The organism is Panacagrimonas perspica, from assembly GCF_004364935.1.
Taxonomy (GTDB): domain Bacteria; phylum Pseudomonadota; class Gammaproteobacteria; order Nevskiales; family Nevskiaceae; genus Panacagrimonas; species Panacagrimonas perspica.
Window position 1 is genome coordinate 278,902 of record NZ_SOBT01000012.1, and the last position, 21,255, is coordinate 300,156.

The following is a 21,255-nucleotide window of genomic DNA, read 5'->3' on the forward strand; positions in this document are numbered from 1 at the left end:
GACTTCGTCCGGGCTACGACGCCGGTCTGCCTCTCCCCCTGCATTTTTCACCGGGACAGGGAGCCGGAATTCAGGGATCACGCCGCGAGGCGCCGCCCTCAGCTTCGCGTATCGAACTCCGCCAGCAGCCGCGGAACGCTGTCCTCGGTGGTCTCAGCGGCGGGCTCTTCCGGCCAGCGCGGCGCCTCGCCGGCGTCGATCGACTCGCCGATGACGGGGAACGCAAAACAGAACGAGGTGCCGCGGCCGTCGTCGTTGGGCTTGGCCCAGATGCGCCCGCGGTGGCGCTCCACGATGCGCTTGCAGACGGCCAGGCCGATGCCGGTGCCCGGGTACTGCTCCTGGGAATGGAGCCGGCGGAAGATCTGGAACACGTCGGCGGCTTTTTCCGGATCGATGCCGATGCCGTTGTCGCGCACCGTGATCAGCCACTCGTTTCCGGAGCGCCGCCCCGAGATCATGATGTTCGGCGGCGCCTCGCCGTGGAACTTGAGCGCGTTGCCGACCAGGTTCTGGAACAGCTGGGTGAGCTGCTGGCTGTCGCCCTGGATCGTCGGCAGGTCGCCGATCAGGAATTCGGCGCCCAGCTCCTGCACGGCGGTCTGCAGCAGCGACAGCGAGGCTTCCAGCGCGTCGCGCAGGTTCACCGGCTGGAACGGCTTGGGTTCGTGGCCCAGGCGCGAATAGTCGAGCAGGTCCACGATCATGCGCTGCATGCGCGTGGCCGCGGCGGTCAGGAAGTCGAGATATTCCTGCGCCTCGGCGTCGAGCTTGTCGCGGTAGCGTCGCGCGAGCAGCCCGGAGAATCCGCCGATGGCGCGTAGCGGCTCCTGCAGATCGTGCGAGGCGATGTACGCGAACTGCTGGAGTTCCTGGTTGCTGCGCGCGAGTTCGGCGTTGGCGCGGCCCAGGTGCTCGTTGTTCTCCTGCACGCTGAGCTGCGAGCGCTTGCGTTCGAGCAGGTTGCTGACCATTTCGCCGAACAGCTTGAGCAGCGTCGTGAGCTGAGTCGGCCACGCCGTCTCGTGCTCGACCGCGTCGAAGCCGACGTAGCCGCGCACCTCCGAGCCGCTGTGCATCGGCACCAGCAGGATCGACTTGATCGACTCGGACTCCCACTCGACCTGCTCGGCCGCGGCGTCCGCCGGCAGCGCCGAGACGCGATCGATCGACACCACTTCACCGCGCTGGATGCGCGACAGGCACCACGCGTAGGTGCTGGAAGACAGGTCCTGCAGGCGATCGCGCTGTTCGGCGATGCCGCGGCCGCACCATTCGTGCGTGCAGCTCACCTTCTCGCGCGACGGCGAGAATTCGAAGATGTAGGCGCGATCCACCTCGGCGAAGCGGCCGACTTCGCCCAGCGCGTCGGTGATCGACTCGTCGGCCTCTTCCACCGGCACGCTGATGAAGCCGGTCGACAGGCGCGTCACCAGCGACTCGAAGCGCATCCGCCGGTCCAGTTCGGACAGCGTGCGATGGCGTTCCGAGATGTCCAGCAGCAGGCCGCAGATCAGCGTGCGTCCGGGCGCCGGCAGGTGGATGGCGCGCAGTTCGCAGGGCACATCGGTGCCATCGGTGCGGCGCACCATGAACGGTACTTCCAGCTTCTCGCCGCCGACGGCGCGCTGGATCAGGCTGCGGCAGTAGGCCTCGGTGCTCATGCCCTGCTGCTCGGGAGGCGCGATATCCATCGGGCTCATGCCGATCAGCCGGGTCCGGGGATGGCCGGTGAGCTTCGAGAAGTTCTCGTTGGCATCGGTGATCTGGAACGCCTCGACGTGGAACACCCACATCGCGTCGGGTCCGTGCTCGGCGATGGCACGCTGCTGGGCAATGACGTTCTGCAGCTCGGACAGGCGCTGGTTGACGGCCGAGGCCATCTCCGTGAACGGACGGGAGATCCCTTCGGGCGCGCCGCGCGTGGCGTGGCCGATGCGCAGGGAGTCTTCGCCGCCCGCCAGTTTCTGCACGGCTTCCTGCATCGCGTTCAGGCGGCGGTCGAGCAGGTCCACGAACCAGGCCCCCGCCGAGGCCACCAGCACCAGCGCGGCCAGCACGTAGGGCAGCGCGCTGGGCATGTCCGAGAGCAGGCCGAGCTGACCCAGGCCGAACACGGCGGTGGCCATCAGCACGGCGAACGCGAAGCTGTATTTGAGTGACACCGGTCCTGCCTTTTCCTGTTGCCCTTGCGGGCGCACCCGGATTGTCCTGCGCGCGCCGATGAAATGCGATGCATCACCCGATCGGCGCGGGCCATTCTTACTACTTACGGTCGGCACGCGCGATTCGTACGGTGCGGACGGCCGCGCGGACGATGGCTACCTCAGGATTTGTCATGACCCTCAATCGCACCCCGACCTGGCTTGCCTCGATGCTGATCCCGCTGGCGCTGCTGCTGCCGGGCTGCGACTCCAGGATCTCCTCGGGGCTCGGGGACGCCGTCGGCGGCCCGGACGGCGGGACCGCCGAGCCGCGGACCTACAGCGTATGCGCGGCCGGCACGATTTCGCGCGATGCGCTGATCGCGTTCTTCGACGCCCGCGAAGGCGACACCATCGAGTTCTGCGCCGGCCGGTTCGACCTGCCCACCGGCCTGATCCTCAACGGCAAGCGCGGCATCACGATCAAGGGCGCGGGCATGGACCGCACCTTCCTGTCGTTCAAGAACAGTGATAGCGCCGAGGGAATCAACGCGACGCACGCGGACGGGCTGATCGTCGACGGCCTGACCATCGAGGACACCCCGGGCAACGGCATCCGCGTGTTCCGCTCGGAGCAGGTGGTGCTGCGCAACGTGCGCACGCGCTGGCGCGATGCCGCCGGCCGCGACGAGACCCAGGCCGGGTATACGCCGCGCTTCCAGGCCGGTGCCTACGGTCTGTACCCGGTGGAATCGCGGCACGTGCTGATCGAGGGCTGCGAGGCGCACGGCGCGAGCGATGCCGGCATCTACGTCGGCCAGACCTCGGACGTGGTCGTGCGCAACTGCCTGGCGACCTACAACGTCGCCGGCTACGAGTTCGAAAACACCTTTCGCGCCGTGTTCGAGGACAACGTCGCGACCAGGAACGTCGGCGGCTTCCTGGTGTTCGACCTGCCCGACCTGCGCCAGTACGGCGAGAAGAACGTGGTCCGGCGCAACAAGAGCTATGCCAACAACACCGACAACTTCGCGCCGGTAGGCAACATCGTGGGCCTGGTGCCACGCGGCACCGGCATGCTGATCCTGGCGTCCGATCAGCTCGAGATCTACGACAACGAGATCTACGACAACGACACGCTCGGCATCGCGATCATCAATTACGGGCTGGCCGATCCGAATCAGCCGGACCCGCGCTACGACTTCTATCCCGAAGGCATCGAGATCCGGCACAACCAGTTCCGCGACAACGGCGGCAACGTGCAGCTGCCGAGTGCGGATCGCGGCGAAGCCTCGGTCCTGCCGCTGCTGCTCAAGCTCAAGAATCTGGGCCGTTCCGCGCATATCGTCTGGGACGGCGCGGTCGACGCACCCAACGGCTGCACGTCGATTCCCAAGGATGCGGACGGCGTTGCGCTGACGCAGCCCAACGCCGCACGTCCGCACGAGGAACAGGGCGGGCGCACCGACGAGCGCGGCCGACCGAACGTGCTGCGCGAGGACGCGACGCCCACCTGCAAGTGGAACGCCTGGAAGTTCGGCACCGACGGCGCGCTCAAGCTGCCGGAGAACGGGGTGTGCATCGCGGCCGACAACACCTACTCCAACACCCAGCCCGGGACCTTGCTGAACACCGAGTTCCTGCGCGCCAACATCACGTCGAGCGACCCGGTACAGCTCGTCCTCGACCTGCTCAAGCCGGCATCGACGGACCTGACGCCGCATCGCTGCGATCTGCCGACCCGACCCGACCCGGTGCTCGACCTGCCGTACGTGCCGGATCCGGACAGCGAGGACGCGCGGCCCGATCCTGCGGTCGTGACGGCGGCCTGCACCGGCGGCACTGCAGGGCAGGTCAATCGCGCGGCGCTGGCGTACGACTGCCCGCGGCTCGAGCAGTACGGGCTGTTCGCCGAGGCGCAGGACCCGACGAAGAACGCCAGCGGCGGTGGCGTTCCCTACGAGCTCAACACCGCACTGTTCAGCGACTACTCGACGAAGTACCGCTTCCTGTTCATCCCGCCGGGCCAGACCGCGGTCTACCGTGATCACACGAACGGCGTGACCGCCACGCTCGACTTCCCGGTGGGAACGGTGATTGCCAAGACGTTCGCGTTCCGCAAGGAGGACGGGACGGGCACGCTGGTGTCGGAGAACGTCGTCGAGACGCGCCTGCTGATCAAGCGGCAGAAGGCGGATGGCAGCGTGCAGTGGGTGGGCTTGCCTTACGTCTGGAGTGGCAGCGGCACGACGCGCGTCGCCGAACTCAAGCTGGAAGGCAGCACCGCGTCGGTCGAATACGACTATCTCGATCCGGATCCCGGCGTGAAGAACGCCGACGGCAGCCGCAAGCGCTACACCGGCGCCACCGCGAGCTATCGCGTTCCGGCAGCGCTGAACTGCCTGACCTGCCACGCGGGCGACGATCGCGAACCCGGCAGCGCACCGATCGGGCCCAAGGCGCGCAACCTCAATCGCGACCATGACTACGCGGGCGTGGGCAGCATCAACCAGCTCCAGCACCTGAAGAATCTCGGACTGCTGACCGGGCTGCCGGCAGACACGTCGACCGTCGAGCGCCTGCCTCGGTGGAACGTCCCCGGCTCCACCGGTCAGTTGCCGGCCTCGCCCCAGGACGTGCACCTGCGTGTGCGCGCGTACCTCGAGACCAACTGCATGCACTGCCACAACCCGCGCGGCGCGGCGTCGAACAGTGGCCTGTCGCTGGACTACTACCGCACGGTCAACGTGCAGTACGGCATCTGCAAGAAGCCCGTCGCGGCAGGTCGTGGGTCTGGCGGCAAGCGTTTCGACCTGATCCCGCGTGACGCGGACGGATCGATCCTGCCGTTCCGCCTTGCATCGGCGGAGGCCGGCGTGAAAATGCCGCCGATTGCACGCAGCCTTGCGCATGGCGAGGCCGTGAACCTGGTGACGGAATGGACGGACTCGGTGTTGCCGACGGCGGATACCGAAGACGAGGAGGTTTGCGCCGGCGGAGGGCTGGGCGGCCTGCCGCTGAGCGTTCCGGCGATCGCGCGGGCTTATGCGGAAACGGCGAAGGCGCTGACGTCGGCGGATCAGCGACGCGCCAGGGAAGCGCCGCGTCCCTGAAGGGCGCGGTGCCGATCAGCGCGGACGAAGGCGCGGGTTTCACAAACAACCCCGGACTTCGTCCGGGCTACGGGGTCTTCGTCCTTGCGAATTGCCACCCGCGCCGTCAACCGCTAGAACAGCGTCATTCCACTACCCGGTAATTCCATGGAACCGCTGCTGATCGGCAAGGGCGAAACGCCCCAGGTCATTCTTCCGAAGTACGCCAACCGGCACGGTCTGATCGCCGGTGCGACGGGAACCGGCAAGACGATCACGCTGCAAGTCCTGGCCGAGGGATTTTCCGAACTGGGCGTGCCGGTGTTCGCAGCCGACATCAAGGGCGATCTGTCCGGCGTGGCGATGGCGGGCGAGGCCAAGCCCAAGCTGGCCGAGCGCGCCGCGCAGATCGGGGTCGCCGGCTACGCACCGCAAGCCTGTCCGACGGTGTTCTGGGACGTCTTCGGCGAACAGGGTCACCCGGTGCGCGGCACCGTCTCCGACATGGGTCCGGATCTGCTGGCGCGGCTGCTCGATCTTTCGGACGTGCAGCAAGCGGTGCTGATGCTGGTCTTCAAGTACTGCGACGACCAGGGTCTGGCGCTGCTCGATCTCAAGGATCTGAGAGCGGCCTTGTCGCACGTGGCCGAGAACGCCAAGGCGCTGGGGCCGGACTACGGCCTGATCAGCACCTCGTCGGTCGGCGCGATCCAGCGCGGCCTGATCGGGCTCGAGCAGGACAGTGGCAATGCGTTCTTCGGCGAACCGGCGCTGGAGCTGGCGGACCTGATGCGCGTCGACCTGTCCGGTCGCGGCATCGTCAACGTGCTCGCTGCGGACAAGCTCTACCAGAAGCCGCGCCTGTACTCGACGTTCCTGCTGTGGCTGCTGGCCGAACTGTTTGAGGAACTGCCCGAGGCGGGTGATCTGGAAAAGCCCAAGCTCGTGTTCTTCTTCGACGAGGCGCACCTGCTGTTCAATGACGCGCCGAAGGCGCTGCTCGAGAAGATCGAGCAGGTCGTGCGCCTGATCCGCTCCAAGGGCGTGGGCATCTACTTCGTCACGCAGAATCCGCTGGACCTGCCGGACACGGTGCTGGGTCAGCTCGGCAATCGCGTGCAGCACGCGCTGCGCGCGTTCACGCCGCGCGACCAGAAAGCGGTCAAGGCGGCGGCCGAGACGTTACGCGTGAATCCGAAGCTCGACGTCGAAGCGGTGATCACGACCTTGGGCGTCGGCGAGGCGCTGGTGTCGACGCTGCAGGAAGGCGGCATCCCGGGCATCGTCGAGAAGACGATGATCCGTCCACCGAAGTCGCGCATGGGGTCCATCACGCCGGCGGAGCGTCAGCTCATCATCGGCCGCAGTCCGGTGTCGGGTCGTTACGAGAAGGCCGTGGATCGCGAGTCCGCGTACGAATTGCTGACGCAGCGCGCGAACCGCGCCGCGGAAGATGCCAGCGCCGCCAAGGCGCAGGCCGATCAGGTGAAAGCGGATGCCGCCGCGGCGAAGGCGGCAGCCAGGGCCGACGCCGACTGGAAGAAGGACGTTCGTGATGCCTACGGGCCGGCCTCTCGTGGCCGGGCGCCCGCCGCACCGCGCGCGCCATCACGACGCAGCGATACCGTCGTCGAGACGGCGGTGAAGAGCGCCACGCGCAGCCTGGCGACGAGCATCGGAAGCCAAGTGGGACGCAGCTTGCTGCGCGGCATCCTCGGCTCGCTGACGAAGCGCTGATCCGGCCCGGCGCGTGAACCGCTCGCGCTACTGGGTTCACATCGCGTTCTGGCTGCCGGCGTTGGTGACACTGGCGCTGATCGTGCTTGGCGCCCAGACCCGCGGCGGCGTGATGGACAGCGAAGGCGACGTGCGCCACTTCGTCGTCATGGCGGTCTGCCTGCTCGCGTTGTCGTGGATCGTCGCGGCGCGCGCCTACGACGCCGGCATGCCGGGATGGATGTCGGTGCTCGCCGTGCCGGCGGCCATCGCGTTCCTGCCGTTCTCGGCGCTGGGACTGGGATTGCTGCTGACGTCCGACCGGCGCCGCGCGAGCGAACCGGTGAAGCTGTGGTGGATGATTCCGTCCGCTGCCGCGGGAATCGGGCTGGCTTATGGCGTGTCGCTGATGCTGCGTTAGCGGCGCGGATCACGTCGCTCGCGTAGCCCGGACGAAGTCCGGGATTTCGCCTCGTCGACGAGGGCATCCCGGGATTGGTCCGGGCTACGGTCGGGCCGGCTCGAAGACCCGGATCAGCGGGCGTAGGGTGCGCTCCGCGCACGCGGTGAGCGCCATTCGCGTGCGCACGGCGCACCCTACGGATTTCGCCCCTTGAAATTTCGGATGAGCTTCAATCCGTCCGCCCCGTCGTTGTAGAACCTGGGCAGGCGCTGCTCCTCGATATATCCGCGCTTTGCGTACAACGCGCGTGCGACCGCGTTGTCGGCTCGAACCTCCAGCGTCACCGCGCTGCGCCGTTCACATTTTGCGGCTCGTTCCGCGGCCTCGACGAGCCGGTTGCCGATTCCCAGACCCCGCGCCTGCGGGTCGACCACGACGGAGTAGATGCGCGCCTTCGTGCTGCGGGCGCGAAGCAGCAGCACCAGATTGCCGAGCAGGGCCTCGTCACCGGTTGCGACGAATACGCGTGCGCTCGCGGCGGTGACGAAGCGGCGGATGCTGCGCACCGACATCCGGTCCGAAGGAAACAGCGCTTCGAGCGCGAGCATCGCGGGAACATCGGCCAGCTTCGCGGCGCGCACCCGGATCCGGCTCACGCTGGGCTGCCGGCCGCGCATGGTTAGCGCGTGTCCTTGGTTCGCGCCTCCAGGCGCCGCACGAAGAACTCCATGACCTTGCGATACAGCGCTTCCTTGAGGAACAGGTCCTCGACGCCGTAGTCGATGTTCGGGTTGTCGTTGACCTCGACCACCTTCACGACGGTGCCGAACTGCTTGAGGTCCACGCCGTAGAGCCCGCGGCCGACGGCGCGGGCTGCCTGCACCGCGATGCTCAGCACGTTCTTCGGAACGTCCTTGACGTCGATCGTCTCGTGGTTGCCCTCGTGCTTCTTGGCGCCCTCGCGCTTCACCACCTGCCAGTGGCCTTCAGCCATGTAGTAGCGGCAGGCATACAGCGGTTCGCCATCGAGCACGCCGACACGCCAGTCGTACTCGGTGGGCTCGAAGGACTGGCCGATGATGATGTCGCTGCGCTCGAGCAGCTCGCGTGTCTCGCGCTTGAGCTCGGCCTCGTTGTCGACCTTGATGACGCCCTTCGAGAACTGCGAGTCGGGCTGCTTGAGCACGCAGGGGAAGCCCAGCTCGCGCGCGACCGACGACACGTTGCCGCGATGGATCAGAACCGTCTTGGGCTGCGGAATGCGGTGGCGATCCATCAGCTCCGCGAGAAACACCTTGTTGGTGGCGCGCAGGATCGACACCGGGTCGTCGACGACGATCAGACCCTCGCGTGCCGCACGACGGGCGAAGCGGTAGGTGTGGTGGTTCACCGCCGTGGTTTCGCGGATGAACAGCGCGTCGTATTCGGCGACGTGGCCGTAGTCCGACTTGTCGATGAAGTCCACTTCGAAGCCGAGCTTCTCCGCGGCCTTCTCGAACAGCTTGAGGGCGCGCGCGTTCGAAGGCGGTTCCTTCTCGTCCTCGTTGACCAGGATCGCCAGGTCGTAACGCGCGGAGTCGCGACGTGCACGCGGCATGCGCCGGCGCGTGAAGTAATCGCGCGCAGCCTGGTGCATCAGCTCGCGGTGCGAGGTCGGCACCTCGCCGAGAGCGATCGGACCCAGCTGCGCGACGCGCCACTCGTCGCCGCGATAGACGAACGTGGCCTGCAGCAGCGGCGCGGGAAACAGGTTGAACAGCGCCCGTGCGAGACGTTCGTGCCGCTTCGACGGGGAATTGCCGAAATAGACGTTGAGTACGTACTCGGGCGAGCCGATGCGCGCGAGGCTGGTCTGGATCAGTTCCTCGATCTCGTCGTTGAGGACGCTCGGCGCTTCGGCGAGCTTCAGATCCTGGATCGTCGTGATGTCGGGCAGCGGGCGATGCCCGCGCGCACCGGCGAGCAGCGACACGTAGTAGCCCGTGGTCTGGTAGCCGAAGCTGCGGCACAGGTTGTAGACGCGCACGTTGCGCGCGAGCGTTTCGGGTTCGAGCGAGAGGTATTCCCAGGCGGTGACGATCTGCATGCCGGGAATCTGCAGCGGCCAGTCGGAACGCGTGTCGACAACGACGAGGCCGCTCATCGGGTGTACTTCAAAAGAGGTGGCAGGACGCGAGCGCGCGCATGCCGGAAAAGGGCCGCGGCACTACGGGACGGACGGTGGAGACAAAGCCGTCGTCTCATCGGAGACAGGGCCCCGGAGGTTCTTCGGCGCGCGCGTTGGGCATGGAGGAAGCGATCGGTTGATGGAGGTTGTCGACCGCCCGCGCATGCTAGCAAAGAGTCCCTCCGCCAAGTGCCGCCGCATGCCCCGAAGCGTGTTGCCAAAGGCGAGGGCGCGGCTTACCGTCGCGAACTCCGGCGCGCCTCCGCCATCCGACGGTCCCCAATGCTCATGCCGCACCTGCGCACCTGCCTTGCCGCGATGGTCGCGGCGCTTGCTTCGGCGGCTGCGGTCGCAGCGCCGCTGCCGGTGAAGATCGAACGATTCGAAGGCGAGGTGGTGCAGGTCATCGGTACGGTGCACAGCGGCGTACTTCCGGGCAAGAACCTGGAGCAGGGGACGCAGATCCAGACCGGTACCGACGGTCGCGCCGACCTTTCGCTGAGCGGTGCGCCGACGGTCTCGGTCGGTGGCAATACCGATCTGCTGGTGCACAGCGTCGAGAAGGGCGCGCTCCGCCTTCGCGTCGCGAGCGGCGCATTGCGAATTGATTCGCGGGCGGCGGGGCCGCATCAGGCCAGGGACGTGCGGCTCAATGTCGGCGATCTGAGGCTGCGGATTTCCGGAGCCGAGGGATGGACCGAACTGAGTGATCGCGGCGGACAGGTCTGCCTCATCGCCGGCGCGATCGACGCACAGCAACCGAGCGGCGCCGTGCGACTGGATGTGCCGGGACAGTGTTTGCGGCAGTCCGGGCTCACGGCGCAATGGTCGATGGTGCCCTTGAGCGTGCTCGAGGAGCGGGTTGCGCTGCTGGGCGTCCGCGCCCCGGCGGTTGCCCTGGAGCCGAAGCCCGAACCGAAGATCAAGGCACTGCCGCTCCCGGTCGAACCCGAGCCCGCGGTGGTTGCGCTCGTCGAGCCGGCTCCCGCGGCTGAGTCTCCCAAGCCGGTCGCCATCACGCCGGCCGTTGCTCCTGCGCACGTCGTCATCGAAAAGGCGCCCGCGGCCGCTGCTCTTCGTACGCCGGCCCTGCCGGTGGAAACCGTGGCGCCAGTCGTCAAGGCGGCAGAGCCGGTAGCGGGCGAAGCCAAGCCGACACCGCCGCCGGTCGAGGGCAAGCCGACGCCGCCGATCGCGGTCGCCACCGCTCCCGTCAAGGATCCCGAGATGCCTGCCGCCAGCGTCGTGACAATGGCCACACCGGCGCCCATCGAGACGCCGGTGTGGCCGAATCTGCCAGTCACGCAACCCAAAGCGCCTGTTGTCGAGCCGGTCGCGCCTACGGCCAAGGCATCCGCGAAGCCGCAATCCACCCCTTTGCCGGCGGCTCCTTCACCTGTCCAGGCAGAGGCAGCATCGAGCAGCGCGGTGACTTCCGCGGCGGGATCGTCCGCCTCGCCGGTCGACGAAGCCGGTGCTGCGAAGCCTGCGGCGCAGCAGGTCACCGAAGTCGCCTTGGCAGCGCCTGCAGAGCCGGAGCCTGCCGTTGACGATGGGCGCCGGTGGCGTGTGGTCCTGGCGTCGATGCCCGAGCGCCTGAAGGCGGAGACGGAAGCCGAGCGCCTGAAAGCGCGCGGCTGGACGGTGGAAGCGAGGGAATACCGCGTCGGCGATCGACATGGATACCGCATCGGTTTCGGCGAATTCGCTGCACGCGAGGAAGCGCAGAAGGCCCTCGAAGCATTCATGATCCAGGCCCCGGATGCGACGGCCTGGCTGGCGAAGTACTAGGTCGCCGGACCGCTTCGACGGGAGAAGACCCGCTGGTGTTTCGGGTGGTCCACGAAGGCCGCGGCGGCCATCCGGACGTGGACGGCTCGCGCTATCCGATCGAGCATATCGAGGCTGTGAGATTCGCCATCGCGGTTGCGGCGGGCAACCGGCGCAGGCTGCAGCTGCAGCTGCGCCGGATCGAGCAACTCGTTCTCGATGAACCTGGGAAATAGCTCATCGGCAAGCTCTGCAGGACCGCTCCTCGCTAGCCCTGCACCTGCACGGCCTCGCCGCGCAGGCTGATCACGGGCCAGCCGCACTGCTCGGCGGTCTGGCGTAAACGATCGTCCGGATCGACCGCGACGGGCGAGTCGGCCAGCAGCAGCAGCGGCAAATCGTTGTGCGAGTCCGAATAACAGCTGATGCGCTCCGGCGGCGCGGGCTGCTCGGCGAGCCAGGCCTTGAGGCGCGTGACCTTGCCCTCGCGGAAATTGGGTGTCCCGCTGAGTTCGCCCGTGTAGCGGCCATCGACGAACTCCGGATCGGTCGCGATCAGCACGTCCACCCCCAGCAACTCCGCGATGGGCTCGGTGATGAAGCGATTGGTCGCCGTGGTGATCAGCAGGCGATCGCCCTGGCTGCGATGACGCTCGAGCAGCGCGGGCGCGAGTGGCGCCACGACGGGTCCGATGCGCTCTCGTATGAAGCGGGCACGCCATTCGAGCAGCGTGGAGAGCGGGTTGCGGGCCAGCGGCGCGAAGGCGAAGCGCGAGAATTCGACGATGTCGAGGGTCCCGTCGCAATAGCGCTCGTAGAAGATCTGGTTCTGACGCTCGTAGGCGGCGCCGTCCACGAGGCCGAGGTCGACCAGGAAGCGACCCCAGAGGTAGTCGCTGTCCCCGGCCAGCAGGGTGTTGTCGAGATCGAATATGGCGAGATTCATTTGCCGCGCAGTGTCCGGTTTCCGAGCACCGCATTCCAGTTCGCGCTTTCGCGGCCGCAGGGCCCCGTGCACAATCGGACGACGATTTCCGCGGCATCTCCCGTGATCGACGCAGACGGCTTTCGCCCCAATGTCGGCATCATCGTGGCCAACCAGGCCCGCGAGGTGCTGTGGGCCAAACGGGTGCGTCAGGACGCCTGGCAGTTCCCGCAGGGTGGCATCCAGCATGGGGAATCGCCGGAGCAGGCGATGGCCCGCGAGCTGCACGAGGAGCTGGGACTGTCACTGGATGATGTGGAGATCATCGGATGCACGGTGGGCTGGTACAGCTACCGGCTACCGAGCCAGTTCGTGCGGCGTGGCCGCGGCCGTACCTGCATCGGGCAGCGGCAGAAATGGTTCGTGCTGCGCCTCACGGCCGGCGCAGAGAGCAAGGTCCGATTCGATGCAGGCCCGCAGCCGGAGTTTGAAGGCTGGCGCTGGGTCAACTGGTGGCTTCCGTTGACGGAAGTCGTGGAGTTCAAGCGCGATGTCTACCGTGGTGCGCTGCGCGAACTGGCCCCGCTGCTGGGAATTGCTCCGCCGGAATCCTCCGCTGTCGATGCGGTATAGCCTGCTTATGCTCGTCGCGGCGCTCGCGCTGAGCAGCTGCGCGACGCTGAACGAATCCGAATGCCGTACGGCGGACTGGTATCAGCTCGGCATTCGCGACGGCACCGACGGCTACCCGCGCACGCGGCTCGACGACCATCGCAAGGCCTGTTCAGAGTTCGGCATGTCGGCGAACGACGCCGAGTGGCAGGAGGGCTACGAGACCGGTCTGCTGAATTACTGCACCGTTGACAACGGGTACAAGGTGGGGCGAGGCGGCGGCTACTACTCGCGCGTCTGTCCGGCGCAGTCCGAGGCCGATTTCGTTTCGGCGTACGAACTGGGCAAGGAAACCTACGACGTGGAACGCGAGATGGCCGATCTCGACCGACGCGTGGAGACCCTGCAGGACCGCTTGGTCAGCGACAAGGTTGACGACGCGACCCGAAAGGACGCCCGGCGCCAGCTTTCGGACTTGTACGACCGTTCGCACTGGCTGCGACGCGCACATGACCGGCTCGAGAACGAGTGGCGCCGCCGGTACTGAATCCATCGCCTTTCGCCACCGGCCTGTGGCTCCCCGGCACACGGTTGACAATCATTCGCATTAACTTTAATTTTGCGAGCCATGATCGTCTGCATCTGCAAGGCCGTTTCCGACAAGCGCATTCGCCGTGCCGCGAGTGAGGGCGTCGTCAGTCTGCGGGAGCTGAGCCGCGAGCTCGGCGTCGGTACCTGCTGCGGCAAGTGTGTTCCTCAGGCGCGCGAGGTTCTCTCCCAGGCCGTCGAATCGCAGCCGATGAAGCTTGCCGACATGATGTCACCGGCCTTGATACAGGCGACGGCCTGAAGATCGCGATTCGACGCGTTTGAGAATCGCACGTAAAAGCAATTGAAATTCCTTCGTCTTCAGCTACTTAGGCTGGACGATCGAGGTGTGGCGGACTAGACTCGCGGCTTCTCTACCGGAAGCCCTGCCATGCGCGGTGACGCCAAGGTCCTCGAGTACCTCAATCTCGCCCTCCGAAACGAACTGACTGCGATCAACCAGTACTTCCTGCACGCCCGGATGCTGGACAACTGGGGCATGAAGAAACTCGGAAAGAAGGAATACGAAGAGTCGATCGACGAGATGAAGCATGCGGATTCGCTGATGAAGCGGATCCTCTTCCTCGAAGGTCTGCCCAACCTCCAGGACCTCGGGAAGCTGTTCATCGGCGAGGACGTCAAGGAAGTCCTGGAGTGCGATCTCAAGCGTGAGCTGGAAGCGCACCCGATGTACAAGGAAGCGATCGCCTACTGCGAGCAGGTGCGTGACTACGTGACGCGCGAACTGCTGGTGCGTATCCAGGAGAGCGAGGAAGAGCACATCGATTTCATCGAAGAGCAACTCGGGCTGATCGAACGGATGGGCCTGCAGAACTACATCCAGAGCGTCAGCGGCGAAATCGAATAAGCAGCTGTTCCGATATGAAAAGCCCCGCACAGCGGGGCTTTTTGTTGGGCTCAGAACGGTTTGACGATCACCAGGATCACCACCGCGATCAGCACGATCGCCGGCACCTCGTTGACCCAGCGCCAGAATTTTCCCGAATGCGTGTTGGTGCCGGCCGCGAACTTGCGCAGGTTGACCTTGAGCCAGCCCTGGTAGCCCGACAGCGCTACCACCAGCGCCAGCTTCGCATGTAGCCACCCCATCTTCATGTACTCGGGCACCAGCGTGATCATCCAGATGCCGAAAGCCCAGGTCAGCACCATGCCGATGGTCATCATCGCGTAGAGCTTTCGCTCCATCGTGCAGAAGCGCGCGTGCTCGTCGGGAGTCTTGGCTTCGAGGTGATAGATGAACAGGCGCGGCAGGTAGAACAGCCCCGCGAACCAGGTGACCATGAAGATGACATGGAAAGCTTTGATCCAAAGCATGAGTGGCGACGTGGATTCAGAAGTCAGCCGTTAGAATAGCGACCCTTTCGCGGTCGGAACGCAAATGACCAAGGTCGGTATCGTCGGCGGCACCGGTTACACCGGGGTCGAACTCCTGCGGCTGCTTGCGCATCATCAGGGCGCGCACGTCGAGGTCCTGACGTCGCGTCAGGAGTCGGGCAAGCGCGCCGATCAGCTGTTTCCGCAGCTGCGCGGATACTGCGACGCCGTCTTCGAATCTCCGGATATCGAGCGCCTGGCCAAGTGCGACGCGGTGTTCTTCGCGACCCCGCACGGCACCTGCATGCAGATGGCGCCTCAGCTCATCGAGCGCGGCGTGCGCATCATCGATCTGTCCGCCGATTTCCGGCTCAAGGATCGGGACGTCTTCCAGCGCTGGTACAAGATGCCGCACACGGCGTTCGATCTGCTGCAGGAAGCGGTCTACGGCCTCCCCGAATTCGATCGTTTCTCGATTGCCCACGCACGGCTGGTCGCCAGCCCGGGCTGCTATCCGACGGCCGTGCAGCTGGCGCTGATGCCGCTGCTGGAACTCGGGGCCCTCGAGACCACAGGCATCATCGCGGACTGCAAATCCGGAGTCACCGGCGCCGGTCGCGAGGCCAAGATCGGCTCGCTGTACTGCGAGGCAACCGACAGCCTCAAGGCTTATGGCGTCGCGGGACATCGGCACCTTCCGGAAATCGAGCAACAGCTCGCCGTTTTCGCGGGCGAATCGGTGCAATTGACGTTCGTGCCGCATCTGACGCCGATGAGTCGCGGTATCCACGCGACGATCTACGTGCGGCCGAAGGATCCGGATATGGACTTCCAGTCCAAGTACGAGCTGCGCTACCGCGGCGAGCCCTTCGTCGACGTCATGCCGGCCGGCGAGCACCCGGAAACCCGCAGCGTCCGTGGCAGCAATGTCTGCCGAATCGCGCTGCACCGGGCGCCGGATCGCAAGACGCTGGTGATCCTGGCGGCGATCGACAACCTGGTCAAAGGCGCCTCGGGCCAAGCATTGCAGTGCTTCAACCTGATGTTCGGGTTCCCCGAAACGCAGGGCCTGGACGGTCCGGCGCTGGCGCCCTGATCGAGCGCGGCCGTGCAGCACCGGGTCGTCGTCCGGCACGGTCGCCGATCGTGGGGCAGGGTGGCCGCTGCGACCGCAGTCGCCGTCGTCGTGCTGGTCAGCGCGGCGTATGCGGCCTATCGCTATGGAAGGGACGGCGGCGGCATCGGCCAGTACCCTGACAAGGCTTCCGAGGTCGACCAGTTGCGCGAGGAGCGGCGCCGCCTGACCCGCGAACTGCGGGCCGCGCGAAGCGAGTTGTCGGAGATCAAGGGACGTTCCACGTTCGAGGCCCGGTCCTGCGAGATCGACGTGCAGGCCTGCGAGGCCTTGCGCGGCAGCGTGGCGAGCCTTGAATCGCAGCAGGCCGAATTGCGCGAGCAACTCGCGTTCTACCGCAACGTGGCGGCCCCGGAACAGGAAGTCCGGGCGGGTGTGCGGATCCTGCGCATGGCGATGCGGCCCACCGGCGAAACCGGTGTCTGGCGCTACGAACTGGTGGTGGTGCAGCCCACGCGCAGGGATCACACGGTGACGGGCCGCTGGGATCTCAAGGTGGCCGGCGCGCTCGGCAAGCAGATGAAGACGCTCGGCTTGTCCGAGTTGCAGGCCGGCAAGCCGTCCGACAAGAGCTTCACTTTCCGGGCTTTCCAGGAGTTCGGCGGCGAGCTGACGCTGCCGTCGGGATTCCTGCCTTCACGTGTAACGGTTACGCTGCGTGTGCAAGACGGCAAGAACGAGGCGGCAGAAGTCGAGGAATCCTTCGATTGGTCCCGGCTCGCAGCCGCCAAGGAGTGATCTGATGTCTCTCTTCGGAAACGACGGCAGCAAGCCGCGCAAGCGCAAGCCGGGTGTGGTCGACACGCTGGTCGGCAGCAACACTGAAATTCGCGGCGATGTGCTGTTCACGGGCGGTCTTCACGTGGATGGCCGTATCAAGGGCAAGGTGCTGTCGACGCCTGGCGACGCGGCCATCCTGTCCGTCAGCGAAGCCGGCTCCATTGAAGGTGACGTGAGCGTCCCCATCCTGACCATCAATGGACAGGTTTCCGGGAACATCTACGCAAGCGACAAGATGACGCTGGCGCCGAACGCCCGGGTCACCGGCAATGTCTATTACAACCGCTTGGAAGTTCAGGCGGGTGCAGAGGTCAACGGGCAACTGGTGCACGACCCGGGCGGCGAGCGAGCCCCGGCGTCCATGCATGAGATGCGCGGTGATTTTGCGGTTGGAGATCTGCGTGACGTGCGCGACCTGCGCCGTCCCAAGGTCGCCTCCTGAGCGAGGCGGGTAGCGAGAGGGTTATCGAGATGGAAGCTGAAGTGCTGGCAGATGTTCCCCTGGTGTTCACCGACTCCGCCGCGCGCAAGGTGCGGGAACTGCTGGACGAGGAAGAGAATCCCAGCCAGGTGCTGCGCGTGTTCATCACCGGCGGCGGCTGTTCCGGATTCCAGTACGGATTCAAGTTCGACGATACGGCCGAGGAAGACGACCTTCAGGTCGAGAACCACGGTGTCCGCCTCGTGGTCGACCCGATGAGCCTGCAGTACCTCACCGGCGCGGAAATCGACTACAAGGAAAGCGTCGAAGGCGCGCAGTTCGTCATCCGCAATCCCAACGCCAGCACCACCTGCGGCTGCGGCTCCTCGTTCTCGGTCTGAGCCGATCCTCCGTCGGCGGCTTCGCGCGGTAGCGGTCGTCGCCCTCGTCGCGATCTGCGTACTCGCTGTCATTCGCTACCGGCCACGAGAACCGCTCGCGGCATCCATCGCACAGTCGCAGGCGGTTTTCGACGCCAAGGGCCGGCTGCTTCGGCTGACGCTCGCGCGCGATCAGCAGTACCGATTGTGGACACCGATCGAATCGGTCTCTCCGGTGTTCGTCGATGCGCTGCTGCTGCATGAAGACCGCAGCTTCTGGTGGCATCCCGGAGTCGATGTCGCAGCGCTCGTTCGCGCGACCTGGGCGCTGGCGACCGGCGGCGCCCGCCAGGGCGGATCGACGCTGACGATGCAGCTCGCGCGCCTGTATTACGACATCGACACCACGTCGATCGCGGGCAAGTTGGGCCAGATCCTGCGGGCGCTGTGGCTGGAAGCGCGGTATTCCAAGCACGACCTGCTCGAGGCCCATCTCAACCTGCTGCCCTACGGCGGCAACCTGCAGGGCGTCGGCGCCGCGAGCCGGGTGTACTTCAACAAGTCCGCCGACCAGCTTTCGCTGCCCGAGGCGTTGAGCCTGGTGCTGATTCCGCAGGCTCCAGGCGCACGAGGGCCGGCCCGGACCGAGCCGCCGAACCTGCTGGCGGCACGCCTGAGGCTGTTCGAGCGCTGGGTGTCGCGCCATCCACAGGATGAGCGGGAGCGGGGCCTGGTGGCGTTGCCGCTTCGCTACGGCAGCCTCGCCCAACTGCCGTTCTCGGCTCCGCACTTCGTCGATCGCCTGGTGCGCGAGCACGCGGGCGCAGCGCGTCTGCAGACCACGCTGGATCTCGACCTGCAGCGGGCGCTGGAGCGCGAGATGCGCGAGTACCTCGCGCGCGGATCGCGCATCGGTCTGCGCAATGCTGCGGCGATGCTGGTCGACTGGCGCGACATGAGCGTCAAGGCCGCGATCGGTTCGGCCCGCTTCTTCGATGCCGGTCTGCTCGGTCAGGTCGACGGGACGCACGCGAAGCGCTCGCCCGGATCCGCACTCAAGCCGTTCATCTACGCGCTGGCGATCGACCAGGGCCTGATCCATCCGCGCTCCGTGCTCAAGGACGCGCCGACGTCGTTCGGGCCGTTCACGCCCGAGAATTTCGACGGCGCGTTCGTCGGTCCCATTGATGCCACGCAGGCCCTGATTCGCTCGCGCAACGTTCCCGCGGTGGCGCTGGATTCGCGGCTCAAGTCGCCCGGTTTCTACGAGTTCCTGAAGCGCGGCGGCGTGACCCGCATGGCCTCCGAATCGCATTACGGCCTTGCGCTCGCGCTCGGCGGCGGCGAGACCACGATGGAGGAAATGCTGCGTCTTTACGCCCTGCTGCCCAATCGCGGCCGTCTGCGTCCGCTGCGTTACTTGCAGGACGACCCCGAAACCGCCGACGGCACGCGCCTGCTCTCCGACGAGGCGAGCTTCATGGTCCTGGACATGCTGCGGCAGAACCCGCGCCCCGACGACCTCGTGATCCAGGGCGTCGGCAAGGGCGTGCGGGTGGCCTGGAAGACCGGGACGTCCTGGGGATTCCGTGATGCCTGGACGGCGGGCGTGTTCGGACCCTACGTGCTCGCCGTCTGGATAGGTGAATTCGACGGACGCCCCAATCCGGCCTTCGTCGGCGTTCGTGCCGCTGCACCGCTGTTCTTCCGGATGGTCGATGCGACGCGTGCGCAGCCCGGGTACGTGGAGCCCGCTGTGACCCAGCCGCTGCACCTGGCCAGGGTGGAAGTGTGCAGTGCGTCGGGCGATCTGCCGAACACGGATTGCCCGTTGCGCACGAGCACCTGGTTCATTCCGGGCGTGTCACCGATCCGCCTGTCGCAGGTGCATCGACGCATCGCGGTGGACACGCGCACGGGCAGGCAGGCCTGCCCGCCGTTCGACCCGGCCAACGTGCGATGGGAGTTGCACGAGTTCTGGCCGTCCGACCTGATGCGCCTGTTCTCGCAAGCCGGCATTCCGCGCCGTGCGCCACCGCCGACGGGCGATTGCAGCCTGGGTGTGGCGCAGGGGTCGCCGCCACAGATCGTGTCGCCGATGACGGGGGTGAGCTACGGCGTGCGCGACGCGCAGATGGAGACGGAGCGACTGAGCCTGAACGCCAACGCGGACGGCGACGTTCGCACACTGTACTGGTTCGTCGACGAAGCCTTCGTGGGTCAGTCGGCACCGGGAGTCGCGCTCGGATGGGTGCCCACGCGGCCCGGTCGCTTCAGCGTCAGCGCGCTCGACGAGCGCGGCCGGTCGGACCAACGCGAACTGCGGGTGGAGCTGGTCCGTTAGCTACTCGTCGATGCGTCGCACGGCGACCCGCGTGCCGACGCCGTCGATCTTCATCTTGAGCTGACCCAGGAAATCGCGCTCGAGGACCACTTGCGGCCCTTCGATCTTGCGCACGTTGAATGTGCTCGTGCCGATCGATTCCCAGGTCTGTCCGTTCTCGAGCTTGAACCGGGTGCCCTGGCGCCAGCCGTCGAAGCTACCGACGATGCGGGACTCGATGCGCTTGGGTTCTACGGGTTCAGGAGCGGCTGCGGCGGGCGCCGCGGCAGTCGGAGCCGCGACGGCGGGTGGAGCCGGCGAATCCGCGGTCGCCGGCGGCGCGCGCCCCGCGACACGGTCGTAGCAGAACAGCCGCACCGCATCGTCCTTGATGCCGACGCACTCGCCCAGATCGGCCGCGGAGGCGCAGAAGGCGGCAAGCGTCAGCAGCGCGGCGAGCGGCGGCCCATGCCGCCTCATGCCGCTCCTTGGACGATGCCGTGGGCCTGCTGGTCGGCGTGATAGCTCGAACGCACCATCGGTCCGCTCGCCACGTGTGCGAAGCCCATGGCCTCGCCGACGACGCGCAGGCGATCGAATTCGTCGGGGTGCACGAAGCGCGCAACCGGCAGATGGTTTCTGGACGGCTGCAGGTACTGCCCCAGCGTGAGCATGTCGACCTTGTGCGCGCGCAGGTCGTGCATCACCTGCTCGATCTCCTCGATCTCTTCTCCGAGCCCCAGCATCAGGCCCGACTTGGTCGGCACCTCCGGATGCAGGCCCTTGAAGCGTTCGAGCAAGTCCAGGCTCCAGTCGTAGTCGGAGCCCGGGCGCGCCTGCTTGTACAGGCGCGGCACGGTTTCGAGGTTGTGGTTGAAGACGTCGGGTGGCGTGTCCTTGAAGATCGCCAGGGCCGGATCCATGCGGCCGCGGAAATCCGGCACGAGCACTTCGATCTTCAGGCTGGGACTGGCGATCCGCGATTCCCGGATGCAGGACGCGAAGTGAGCCGCGCCACCGTCTTTCAGGTCATCGCGGTCCACGCTGGTGATCACGACGTACTTGAGCTTCATTGCCGCGATCGTCTGCGCCAGCTTGGCCGGCTCATCGGTGTCCAGCGGTTTCGGGCGCCCATGCGCGACGTCGCAGAACGGGCAACGCCGCGTGCAGATGTCGCCCATGATCATGAAGGTGGCGGTGCCCTTGCCGAAGCATTCGGACAGGTTCGGGCAGCTGGCTTCCTCGCAGACCGTGTGCAGGCCCTGCGCACGCAGGATCGACTTGATGCGATCCACTTCCGGCGAATTGCCGAGCCGTGCACGGATCCAGGCGGGCTTGCGCGGCAGCTCGGCCGTCGCTTCGAACTTCACGGGGATGCGCGCCATCTTGTCGGCGCCGCGCAGCTTGACGCCCGGCACGACCGGCGCGGGCGCTAGGGGGGGAGTGCTCATGGGGCGTAGTTTA

General features: G+C 66.5%; 20 protein-coding genes and 1 pseudogene. 14 read left to right on the forward strand and 7 right to left on the reverse strand.

The features are described 5' to 3' along the window. Positions 1-98 precede the first annotated feature (98 nt). Positions 99-2,165, reverse strand: a complete 2,067-nt coding sequence (locus DFR24_RS22830) for a PAS domain-containing sensor histidine kinase (RefSeq protein ID WP_133883773.1) — start codon at positions 2,163-2,165, stop codon at positions 99-101. Between the two features lie 173 nt (positions 2,166-2,338). Here DFR24_RS22830 and DFR24_RS22835 point away from each other — a divergent pair, with 173 nt between their 5' ends. The 3 genes and pseudogenes from DFR24_RS22835 to DFR24_RS22845 all read left to right on the forward strand — a co-directional run. Next, positions 2,339-5,257, forward strand: a complete 2,919-nt coding sequence (locus DFR24_RS22835; protein ID WP_162851387.1) for a parallel beta-helix domain-containing protein — start codon at positions 2,339-2,341, stop codon at positions 5,255-5,257. Between the two features lie 147 nt (positions 5,258-5,404). Further along, positions 5,405-6,973 (forward strand): helicase HerA-like domain-containing protein, encoded by a 1,569-nt coding sequence (locus DFR24_RS22840; protein ID WP_133883775.1) that lies wholly within the window; start codon positions 5,405-5,407, stop codon positions 6,971-6,973. Positions 6,974-6,983: 10 nt separating this feature from the next. Continuing rightward, a pseudogene (locus DFR24_RS22845) lies at positions 6,984-7,373 on the forward strand (DUF805 domain-containing protein); the annotation flags it as partial. 176 nt (positions 7,374-7,549) lie between these two features. Here the strand turns inward: DFR24_RS22845 and DFR24_RS22850 are convergent. Further along, positions 7,550-8,032 carry a GNAT family N-acetyltransferase gene (locus DFR24_RS22850; protein ID WP_133883777.1) on the reverse strand — a complete coding sequence of 161 codons (483 nt, stop codon included), beginning with the start codon at positions 8,030-8,032 and terminating at the stop codon, positions 7,550-7,552. A 2-nt stretch (positions 8,033-8,034) separates the two neighbouring features. Continuing rightward, the gene (locus tag DFR24_RS22855) at positions 8,035-9,498 is read right to left on the reverse strand and encodes a RimK family protein (RefSeq protein ID WP_133883778.1); all 1,464 of its coding nucleotides are present in this window, start codon (positions 9,496-9,498) and stop codon (positions 8,035-8,037) included. 306 nt (positions 9,499-9,804) lie between these two features. Between DFR24_RS22855 and DFR24_RS22860 the strand changes: the two genes are divergently transcribed. Beyond that, a complete protein-coding gene (locus tag DFR24_RS22860; RefSeq protein WP_133883779.1) occupies positions 9,805-11,313 on the forward strand; it encodes an SPOR domain-containing protein in 1,509 nt (502 codons plus the stop codon). A gap of 44 nt (positions 11,314-11,357) precedes the next feature. Next, positions 11,358-11,528: a hypothetical protein gene (locus DFR24_RS22865; protein ID WP_162851388.1), complete on the forward strand. Its 171-nt coding sequence runs from the start codon at positions 11,358-11,360 to the stop codon at positions 11,526-11,528. A 32-nt stretch (positions 11,529-11,560) separates the two neighbouring features. On the opposite strand, the gene DFR24_RS22870 is transcribed toward DFR24_RS22865, so the two are convergent. Beyond that, positions 11,561-12,238, reverse strand: coding sequence for a histidinol-phosphatase (locus DFR24_RS22870; protein ID WP_133883781.1), 678 nt, complete (start codon positions 12,236-12,238; stop codon positions 11,561-11,563). Between the two features lie 102 nt (positions 12,239-12,340). Between DFR24_RS22870 and DFR24_RS22875 the strand changes: the two genes are divergently transcribed. The 4 genes from DFR24_RS22875 (at position 12,341) to bfr (ending at position 14,285) form a co-directional block, all read left to right on the forward strand. Further along, positions 12,341-12,850, forward strand: coding sequence for an RNA pyrophosphohydrolase (locus DFR24_RS22875; protein WP_133883782.1), 510 nt, complete (start codon positions 12,341-12,343; stop codon positions 12,848-12,850). Beyond that, entirely contained in the window at positions 12,840-13,376 is a 537-nt protein-coding gene (locus DFR24_RS22880; RefSeq protein ID WP_162851389.1) for a DUF2799 domain-containing protein, read from the forward strand. The genes DFR24_RS22875 and DFR24_RS22880 overlap by 11 nt, the downstream gene beginning before the upstream one ends. 81 nt (positions 13,377-13,457) lie before the next feature. Beyond that, positions 13,458-13,679, forward strand: coding sequence for a bacterioferritin-associated ferredoxin (locus DFR24_RS22885; protein WP_133883784.1), 222 nt, complete (start codon positions 13,458-13,460; stop codon positions 13,677-13,679). A gap of 129 nt (positions 13,680-13,808) precedes the next feature. Continuing rightward, positions 13,809-14,285 (forward strand): bacterioferritin, encoded by a 477-nt coding sequence (bfr, locus tag DFR24_RS22890; RefSeq protein ID WP_133883785.1) that lies wholly within the window; start codon positions 13,809-13,811, stop codon positions 14,283-14,285. Between the two features lie 50 nt (positions 14,286-14,335). Here bfr and hemJ read toward each other — a convergent pair whose 3' ends face one another. Then, entirely contained in the window at positions 14,336-14,752 is a 417-nt protein-coding gene (hemJ, locus tag DFR24_RS22895) for a protoporphyrinogen oxidase HemJ (RefSeq protein WP_133883786.1), read from the reverse strand. Between the two features lie 64 nt (positions 14,753-14,816). Between hemJ and argC the strand changes: the two genes are divergently transcribed. Genes argC through pbpC form a run of 5 tightly spaced genes read left to right on the forward strand, consistent with a single transcriptional unit; the run spans position 14,817 to position 19,812 of the window. Continuing rightward, complete coding sequence (argC, locus tag DFR24_RS22900) at positions 14,817-15,848, forward strand: N-acetyl-gamma-glutamyl-phosphate reductase (RefSeq protein WP_133883787.1); 1,032 nt, start codon at positions 14,817-14,819, stop codon at positions 15,846-15,848. A 60-nt stretch (positions 15,849-15,908) separates the two neighbouring features. After that, the gene (locus DFR24_RS22905) at positions 15,909-16,625 is read left to right on the forward strand and encodes a DUF6776 family protein (RefSeq protein ID WP_133883788.1); all 717 of its coding nucleotides are present in this window, start codon (positions 15,909-15,911) and stop codon (positions 16,623-16,625) included. A 4-nt stretch (positions 16,626-16,629) separates the two neighbouring features. Continuing rightward, complete coding sequence (locus tag DFR24_RS22910) at positions 16,630-17,109, forward strand: bactofilin family protein (protein ID WP_133883789.1); 480 nt, start codon at positions 16,630-16,632, stop codon at positions 17,107-17,109. Beyond that, entirely contained in the window at positions 17,106-17,489 is a 384-nt protein-coding gene (erpA, locus tag DFR24_RS22915; protein ID WP_407075132.1) for an iron-sulfur cluster insertion protein ErpA, read from the forward strand. Before DFR24_RS22910 ends, erpA begins: the two co-directional genes overlap by 4 nt. A 4-nt stretch (positions 17,490-17,493) precedes the next feature. Beyond that, complete coding sequence (pbpC, locus tag DFR24_RS22920; RefSeq protein ID WP_133883791.1) at positions 17,494-19,812, forward strand: penicillin-binding protein 1C; 2,319 nt, start codon at positions 17,494-17,496, stop codon at positions 19,810-19,812. On the opposite strand, the gene DFR24_RS22925 is transcribed toward pbpC, so the two are convergent. Both DFR24_RS22925 and lipA read right to left on the reverse strand, forming a co-directional pair. Further along, the gene (locus DFR24_RS22925; RefSeq protein WP_133883792.1) at positions 19,813-20,271 is read right to left on the reverse strand and encodes a hypothetical protein; all 459 of its coding nucleotides are present in this window, start codon (positions 20,269-20,271) and stop codon (positions 19,813-19,815) included. Continuing rightward, complete coding sequence (gene lipA / locus DFR24_RS22930; protein ID WP_133883793.1) at positions 20,268-21,242, reverse strand: lipoyl synthase; 975 nt, start codon at positions 21,240-21,242, stop codon at positions 20,268-20,270. The genes DFR24_RS22925 and lipA overlap by 4 nt, the downstream gene beginning before the upstream one ends. Positions 21,243-21,255 lie beyond the last annotated feature (13 nt).